Raw genomic sequence first — 7,966 nt, 5'->3', positions numbered from 1 at the left:
GATAGCGAACGATGACCAACCCAACCCTGCCCCTGTTCTACAAGAACCCCCGCCCGCTGGTGGCCGCCCGTGACGCCGATCTGTCGCTGCGGACCGAGCCGAACTTCGCCTTCGCGACCGCCACCAACTCGGTGCCGCTGATGGCGGCGGAGTTCCCCGCGGCCTGCAAGCACTTCCCCATCCTGTTCTCGGAGGGCCCGACGGCACAGCCGGTGGCGCTGCTCGGCCTGCGCAGCGGGGAGAATCTGTTCGTCGACGCGAACGGTGTGTGGGACGAGGGGGCTTACATTCCCGCCTATGTCCGCCGCTATCCGTTCATTTTCCTGGAGAGCGAGGACAAGTCCCAGCTCACCCTTTGCATCGACGAGGCGGCGGATTCCGTCGTCCCCGGCCGTGACAACCCCTTCTTCGTCGATGGGCAGCCGTCCGCCCTGACCAACAACGCCTTGGAATTCGTCAAGGAAGTCCAGGCGCAGAGCGCCTACACCACGCAGTTTGTCGAGGCGGTGGTCGCCGCCGGCCTGATGTCGGAGAAGCGCGCCGACATCACCCTGAACAACGGCGAGCGGCTGAGCCTCGCCGGCTTCAACGTGATCGACGAGGCGGCCTTCAACCAGCTTCCCGCCGAGACGCTGGTGGAGTGGCGCGACCGCGGCTGGCTGGGGCTGGTCTATGCCCACCTGATCTCGGTCAGCAGCTGGTCGGGTCTGGTCGACCGCCTCGCCCACCGCGGCTGATCCGGTCCGCCGGAAACGGAAAGGGCGGCGCCACGGTGGCGCCGCCCTTTTTCGTTGCGGACCGGCGGAGGGCCGGCGATCAGAAGCCCTTTTCGATCTTGAAGACGTCCGGCTCGTTCGGCTTCTCGATGTAGGAGAGCTGGAGCGACGGCGGCAGGGCCGGGGTATCGTCCGACGGCTTCGGCGGGACCGCGAGGGTCAGCAGGCTCATGCGCCCCTGGCTGTCGGTGCCGCGAAAGACCACCACCTGCGATCCGTCGCCGACCGGCGCGTTGAGCAGCATGCCCTCCTGCCGGTAGCCCTGCGCCACGAAGTAGTTGCGCAGCGCGTTGGCCGCGCCGACCAGGGCGTTGGGATCGACCTTCGGATTCACCGCGCCGCCCCACATGATGTTGATCTGGAACAGCTTCTGCGTCGAATGGCCGAGGATGTAGGCGACGACCGCCGGGCCGGCGCCGGTTTGCAGGTCGTCAACCTTCACGATCAGGCTGGTGGTCCGCTCCGTCGCGTTGGTCTCGCGGCGGATGTCCTTGCCCTCGATCTTGAAATCCTTGGCGATGGCCTTCGCGACCTCGTCCCCCGTCATGCCGAAGCGCGCGGAGCGGAAGCCTGTGACCTTCGCGGCGGGGGCCGTCTCGGCCGCGCCGGCGGGCCCTGTGGCAGGCCCGGTGGCTGGAGCGGTTTGGGCCGCGGGAGCGGGGTTGCGATCCGTGGTTGCGGCCTGGGCCGCGCCCGTCAGAATTCCGGCCAGGGCAAGGGCGGCGAGGGACAGCCCCAGGGCCGGTCGCCCAAAGGCCGGTCGGTGAAACGGCATAATGGAAACTCCACAGGACATCGAAGCCATTCGGTCGGCGGCTCAAAGCAATCGCGGCGGTCCGCCCGCTTCAGGAAACGGCGACGGGGCAATTGCCGTTGATTCGAACGGGAGTTTAGCAAAATCCGACCCGACTCCGGGGTGAATTATGATCGACCCCTCATGTCCTTTTTCCGACACGGAACGCGTCGGCGAAGGTCTGGACCTTGTCCGACGACACGGAGAGCAGTGCCTTCGTGACCGCCGCCGGGCGTCGGGCCTGTGCGGAGGCGATCTCCCCAACCAGGCGCTCCAGGGCCGGTGTCGCGCTGCGGTAGCGGATGGGATGGTCACCCTCCGCGTCGATCAAACCAGCCTGATGAAGATTCGCCAAGACTTCCTGGAGGATGAGCGTGCTGCTGCGCGATTCGCGAATGATTTCCTCCGAACTCCATGTCCGGTTTGGATCACGCCGCAAAATCAGAAGGATCTCCAGAGTCCACACCGTCTTGATCGAATGCTGAAGAAAGATAAGGGCATCGTCCGAAAGCACGCCGCCAGTCCATTGTCTGTTCCAGTTCCCCGCGGGTCCCGATCATCCGGGAAGGCTCGACGATTTGAGCCGTACGTCTGGGCGGAGTGTGCACAGGATGTCCGCCGCCGTCCAGCCCCGCGCCCCTCTTTGCGGGGGCGCATCCGGCCCGATTCCAGGCATCTTTCGGAGTATTTCCGTGCTCACTGGGTGAATTGGCCGGCGTGGCCGGGCGCAATCCGGCCCATTGGGGTAACCCGAAGGAAAAATCGCCGCGCGGATCGGTTCGGGAATGCCGAGCCGGCGCAATCATGACAGTTTAGGCCGCAATTCCGATCGGCTATGGCTCGTGCATGACTGGTTTCGACACCCGCCCCGTCTTCTTCATCATCGGCGCGCTTCTCAGCGTCCTGGCCGTCGCGATGCTGCTTCCGATGTCCGTCGATCTGGCGGCCGGCAATCCGGACTGGATGGTCTTCGCCATCGCCTGCGCCCTGACGTTGTTCTTCGGCGTCCAGTTCATGCTGGCCAACCGCATGGATCGGATCGCGCTGAACGTTCGCCAGGCTTTTTTGCTGACCGCCCTGTCCTGGGTGGTCATCTGCGCCTTCGCCGCCGTGCCCTTCATGGTGTCGCAGATCGATCTGACGGCGGCCGACGCCTATTTCGAGGCGATGTCGTCGCTGACCGCCACCGGGGCCACAGTGATCTCCGGGCTGGACGGTCTGGCGCCGGGGCTGCTGCTGTGGCGGTCGCTGCTGCAATGGCTGGGCGGCATCGGCATCATCGGCATGGCCATCGCCATCCTGCCCTTCCTCCAGGTCGGCGGCATGCAGCTCTTCCGCTCGGAATCCTCCGACCGGTCGGACAAGGTGACGCCGCGGGCCAGCGACCTCGCCATCGCGGTGGGCTGGATCTACCTGTGCCTGACCGCGGTCTGCACGGCGATGCTCGCCTATGCGGGAATGTCCTGGTTCGACGCCGTCAACCACGCGATGACCGCGGTGTCCACCGGCGGCTTCTCCACCCGCGACGCGTCCATCGCCAGCTGGAACAGCCCGGCCATCGAGTGGGTGCTGGTGGTCTTCATGGTGCTGGGCGGCATGCCCTTCGTCCGCTTCATCAGCCTTGCCCAGGGGCGGGCGGCCAGCTTCTGGGCGGACACGCAGATCCGCTGGTACCTCGGCTTCCTCGCGGCGGTGTCCTTCGGCATGTCGATCTGGCTGACTCTGACGCGGGATGTGCCGTGGGATGACGCCATCCGTGTGACCACCTTCAACGTCGTCTCGGTGGTCACCACCACCGGCTACGCCTCCATCGACTACGAGCGGTGGGGGCCGTTGGCGTCGGTGGTCTTCTTCATCCTGACCTTCGTCGGCGGCTGCACCGGATCGACCTCGGGCGGGCTGAAGATCTTCCGGTTCGAGATCCTGTTCATCGTGCTGCGCGCGCTGCAGCGCCGCCTCTACAGCCCCAATCTGGTGATTCCGCTCAACTACAACGGCAAGCCGGTCAGTGCCGACGTGATGATCTCGGTGATGGGTTTCGGCTTCGTCTACCTGATGTCGGTGTTCGTGCTGGCCTTCGTCCTGGCCTTCCTCGGGGTGGACGTGGTGTCCGCGCTGTCGGGGGCGGCGACGGCGGTCAGCAACGTCGGCCCCGGCCTCGGCCCGACCATCGGACCCTCCGGGAATTTCGCCACATTGCCGGACGGCGCGAAATGGGCGCTGGCCGCCGGCATGCTGCTGGGGCGGCTGGAGTTCTTCACCATCCTGGTCGTGCTCAGTCCGTCCTTCTGGCGGCGGTGAGGGGGCCGGGGGACTTCTCCTCCCGTTCCCGTTCCCGCGGGTCGCGGCTGGCCGCCGACACCAGATGGACCAGGGCGGCGCCGAGTGCGATCACGCCGACCGCCACCGACGCCCGCAGGAAGCGGGAGGCGTCGCCGTGCAGCGTGAAGTGCCACCACAGCTCGTCGCTGAAGGCGATGTGCTTGTAGGAGAACAGGCCGAGCCAGAAGGCGCTGGCCAGGGCCACGCCGGTGGCGATGAACCAGCTCGGCGTCAGGGGGTTGCGCAGGATGTTGCCGCGGCGGTGGAATTCCTTGCGGGCCGGCAGCAGGGCCAGGAAGATCAGCCCGGGCACGATGGCCTCGGGCCAGTCGCCACCCTTCAGCAGGGCCGAGGCGCAGCCGGTCGCCAGCAGCACCAGCGACAGAACCCAGGCGGCGTGCAGCCGCCGCTGCACTGCGTGGGCCAGCAGGATCAGCAGCACCCCGGCGACGCTGCCGGTGAAGTGCGACATCTCCACCAGCGGCAGCGCCGTGGCGTCGAAGGGGGCGGGCAACGTCTCCTCCGGCGTGGCGCGGGAGAACAGCAGGAAGGCCCCGGTGATGAAGATGCAGGCGGCCAGCACCAGCGGCACCGCCGGGCTGATGGCGGCGGAGATGTCCCGCGACAGGCCGCCGATGCGGCGCCGGGCCTGGAAGGCCTCCACCCCGCCGAACATCAGCCCGGCGATCACCAGCGGCGCCAGATAATAGATCAGCCGGAAGACCAGCAGCCCCGCCATCACGTCGTTGCCCGGCATCGCCGGGGTCAGGCTGACCAGGACGATGGCGTCGAACACCCCCAGCCCGCCCGGCACATGGCTGATGATGCCGGCGACCAGCGCCAGCCCGAAGGCGACCAGCACGTCGGCGTAGCTCACCGCGTCACTCGGCGGCAGGCAGAGATAGAGGACCAGCGCGGCCAGCGACAGGTCGCACAGCCCCAGCAGAAGCTGCCGAATCGCGATGGACGGGCGGGGGAAGGCGATGGCGTGCCCGAACAGCCGCAGCGGCCGGCGCAACCAGAATCCGCCCACCGCATAGGCCGACAGGATCGTCAGCGCCGCCAGCCCCAGCAGAACGGCGCTTCCCGGCGGGACATGCAGCGCCTTCAGCGCCGTGGGGTCGATCAGCATGACCACCGGCATCACCGTCGCCAGCCCGAGCATGAAGGTGGTGACGACGAACAGCGTCACCTGGGCCACTTCCACCCCGCCCAGCCCGTGCGGCGCGTAGAGGCGGTAGCGCACGGTCGCCCCGATGATGCTGGCGAAGCCCAGGCTGTGGCTGAAGGCGTAGCTGGTGAAGGCGGTGAAGGCCACCCAGCGGTAGGGCAGGGGCCGCCGCAGGTGGCGCAGGGCCAGCAGGTCGTAGAGCGTCAGCAGCCAGTAGCTGACCGCCGCCGCCGCCGAGGCGGCGAGAAGCTGCACGCCGGTGATGCGGTTCAGCGCCTGCCGGATGTCGGCGACGCTGTATTGTTCCAGCCAGCGGTTCAGGATGACCAGGGCCCCGGCCAGCAGGGCCAGGATCAGCACCCCCGTGCCGTAGCGCAGGAGCCGCTGGGTCCGGGTCGGAGGGCTTTCGGTGTGGGCCATGGCTGACAGGATCGCTCCGGGCGCCTAGGATGACGGGGCTTTGGACAAGAACAACACCGCGCACCGAAAAAGCGCATGGCCAGGCCGGGCTCTTCGGGAGGCAACGGATGCATCTTGTGCTTTATCTCGCCACCGGCCTGTCGGGGACCAACACGCTGATCCTGCTGCTCGCCTATCTCTGGGACAGCTCGGTGACGCTGTTCGGTGGCGCCACGGGCTATGATCTGCGCCCGGACGGCGTGTCCTTCACCCTGTCGCTGCTCACCACGGTTCTGCTGGTCTGGTACGCGCTGATCCTGCGGCGGCGCTCGCGGTCGGAGCGCAAAGCCAGCGCCCTTCGGCAATAGCGGGGCGCCGCTCCGTCCGCCGGAAGCATGAGCGCGGCTTTTTTTTGAAACTCCGGCCGGGTTGATCCGTTGTCTGGGCCAAGACGCCGCGCCTCGGTTTCGGGTGCGCTGCCCGGACCCGGAGAAAAACCATGCACGGGATCAACAAAGCCGTCTCCTTCACCGCAGGGGGACTGATTCTCCTGTTTGTCCTTCTCGCCAGCGTCTTCACCGAGCCGTTCGGGGAACGGGTTGCCGCTCTCCAGTCCGCCATCGTCGGCAACTTCGGCTGGTTCTACATCTTGACCGTTGCCGGTTTCCTCTTGTTCGCCTTTTGGTTGTTCTTCAGCCCCTACGGATCGATCAAGCTGGGCAAGGACGACGACGAGCCGGAATTCAGCTATCTGAGCTGGTTCGCCATGCTGTTCAGCGCGGGCATGGGCATCGGCCTGCTGTTCTACGGCGTGGCGGAGCCGGTGCTGCATTTCGCCAACCCACGGATCGGCGAGGGCGGAACCCCCGACGCGGCGCGCGAGGCGATGAATCTGGCCTTCCTGCATTGGGGGCTGCACGCCTGGGGCATCTACATCGTCGTCGGCCTGTCGCTGGGCTACTTCGCCTACCGGCACGACCTGCCCCTGACCATCCGGTCGGCGCTCTACCCGTTGCTGGGCGACCGGTTGCGCGGCTGGCCGGGCCATCTGGTCGACATCGTGGCGATCGTCGGCACGCTGTTCGGCATTGCCACCTCGCTGGGGCTGGGGGTCATGCAGATCAACGCCGGGCTCGATTACCTCGGGCTGGTCGGCGTCGGCACTGTGCAGCAGATGGTGCTGATCGCCGTCATCACGGCGATCGCCACCGCCTCGGCGGTCAGCGGCGTCGGGAAGGGCATCCGCCGGCTCAGCGAGCTGAACATGCTGGCGGGGTTGCTGCTCCTGCTGTTCGTCTTCCTGCTCGGCCCGTCGGTGTTCCTTCTGTCCACGCTGGTGGAGAGCATCGGGCGCTATCTGTGGACCTTGCCCTACACCAGCTTCCGCACGCTGCCCTACACCGGGGCGGAGTGGCAGGCGAGCTGGACGATGTTCTACTGGGGCTGGTGGATCTCCTGGGCGCCCTTTGTCGGGATGTTCATCGCGCGGGTGTCGCGCGGCCGCACCATCCGCGAATTCATCGGCGGCGTGCTGTTCGCCCCGGTGGCCCTGACCTTCGTCTGGTTCACCGTGTTCGGCGAGACGGCGATCCATATGGAGATGTTCGAAGGCGGCGGCATGGCGGCGGCGGTCAAGGACAACGTGCCGACGGCCCTGTTCGTCATGCTGGACCGCCTGCCGCTCAGCGTGATCACCTCGGCGCTGGCGACGCTGATCGTCGTCACCTTCTTCGTCACCTCGGCCGACTCCGGCGCCCTGGTGATCGACATCATCGGGTCCGGCGGCAACCAGGACCCGCCCATCGCCACGCGCATCTTCTGGGCGGTGCTGTGCGGCGTGGTGGCGGCGGTGCTTCTCCTCGTCGGTGGGTTGCAGGCGCTTCAGACGGCGGCGGTGACGACGGCGCTGCCCTTCGCGGTGGTCATGGTGCTGATGTGCGTCGGGCTGGTGACCAGCCTGCGGGCGGAGCGCCGGGCGGGACCGGACCGGCGGGTGGCGCGGGTGCCCACCGCGTCGGAGGGCGGCGCCCCGGTGCAGCCGGTGGGCGACGGCGACTGGCGTCAGCAGCTGGCCGCCGTGATCGGGCGCAAGGCGGCCATCGCGGCGACGGCCCCGCCCGGTGCCGCCAGCGCGCGGCGCGAGGTCGCCCGCTTCATCACCGAAACGGTCGAGCCCGCCTTCCGCGACATTGCGGCGGAGCTGGAGCGGCTCGGCCGCCGGGCGGTCATCGAGGTCGGCCCCTTCAACGCCGGTCTGGTCGTGCTGCGCGACGGGGAGGAGGAGTTCAGCTACGACATCCGCGCGCGGGCCTATCACCCGTTGACCTTCGCCTTGCCCGATCTCAAAGAGGCGGACGAGCGGTGGCAGATGCGCGTCGAGGTGATCCTGCGCGGCGGCCTGCACAAACAATTGTTGCCGGCGCTCGCCGGGCGGGAAGCAATCGTCCGCGACTTCGTGCAGGAGTATGGAAAGTGGAGGGGCTGGTGAAAGAGCGCGGCCTCTTG

Annotated in this window: 7 protein-coding genes; 4 read left to right on the top strand and 3 right to left on the bottom strand. The window is 67.6% G+C overall.

Annotated elements, in window-relative coordinates; all coding sequences use genetic code 11:
- Positions 1–11: 11 nt before the first annotated feature.
- The gene (locus tag FBZ83_RS08200; RefSeq protein WP_145681975.1) at positions 12–737 is read left to right on the top strand and encodes a SapC family protein; all 726 of its coding nucleotides are present in this window, start codon (positions 12–14) and stop codon (positions 735–737) included.
- Positions 738–816: 79 nt separating this feature from the next.
- Here the strand turns inward: FBZ83_RS08200 and FBZ83_RS08195 are convergent, their stop codons facing one another.
- The gene (locus FBZ83_RS08195) at positions 817–1,323 is read right to left on the bottom strand and encodes a hypothetical protein (protein ID WP_247888213.1); all 507 of its coding nucleotides are present in this window, start codon (positions 1,321–1,323) and stop codon (positions 817–819) included.
- 388 nt (positions 1,324–1,711) lie between these two features.
- Positions 1,712–2,083 (bottom strand): Rrf2 family transcriptional regulator, encoded by a 372-nt coding sequence (locus FBZ83_RS08190; protein ID WP_145681973.1) that lies wholly within the window; start codon positions 2,081–2,083, stop codon positions 1,712–1,714.
- 332 nt (positions 2,084–2,415) lie between these two features.
- Between FBZ83_RS08190 and FBZ83_RS08185 the strand changes: the two genes are divergently transcribed.
- Complete coding sequence (locus tag FBZ83_RS08185; protein WP_145681972.1) at positions 2,416–3,870, top strand: TrkH family potassium uptake protein; 1,455 nt, start codon at positions 2,416–2,418, stop codon at positions 3,868–3,870.
- Here FBZ83_RS08185 and FBZ83_RS08180 read toward each other — a convergent pair.
- Positions 3,845–5,482 (bottom strand): lysylphosphatidylglycerol synthase domain-containing protein, encoded by a 1,638-nt coding sequence (locus FBZ83_RS08180; RefSeq protein ID WP_145681971.1) that lies wholly within the window; start codon positions 5,480–5,482, stop codon positions 3,845–3,847. The genes FBZ83_RS08185 and FBZ83_RS08180 overlap by 26 nt on opposite strands.
- Before the next feature lie 107 nt (positions 5,483–5,589).
- Here FBZ83_RS08180 and FBZ83_RS08175 point away from each other — a divergent pair, with 107 nt between their 5' ends.
- Together FBZ83_RS08175 and FBZ83_RS08170 are read left to right on the top strand one after the other, a co-directional pair.
- Positions 5,590–5,829: a hypothetical protein gene (locus FBZ83_RS08175; RefSeq protein ID WP_145681970.1), complete on the top strand. Its 240-nt coding sequence runs from the start codon at positions 5,590–5,592 to the stop codon at positions 5,827–5,829.
- Positions 5,830–5,960: 131 nt separating this feature from the next.
- On the top strand, positions 5,961–7,949 hold the full coding sequence (locus FBZ83_RS08170; RefSeq protein WP_145681969.1) for a BCCT family transporter: 1,989 nt from the start codon (positions 5,961–5,963) through the stop codon (positions 7,947–7,949).
- Positions 7,950–7,966 lie beyond the last annotated feature (17 nt).

It is taken from the genome of Azospirillum brasilense, assembly GCF_007827815.1.
In the GTDB taxonomy this organism is placed as follows: domain Bacteria; phylum Pseudomonadota; class Alphaproteobacteria; order Azospirillales; family Azospirillaceae; genus Azospirillum; species Azospirillum brasilense_C.
Note: the sequence above shows the minus strand (reverse complement) of the source record. Positions and strands in the feature narration are given on the sequence as shown.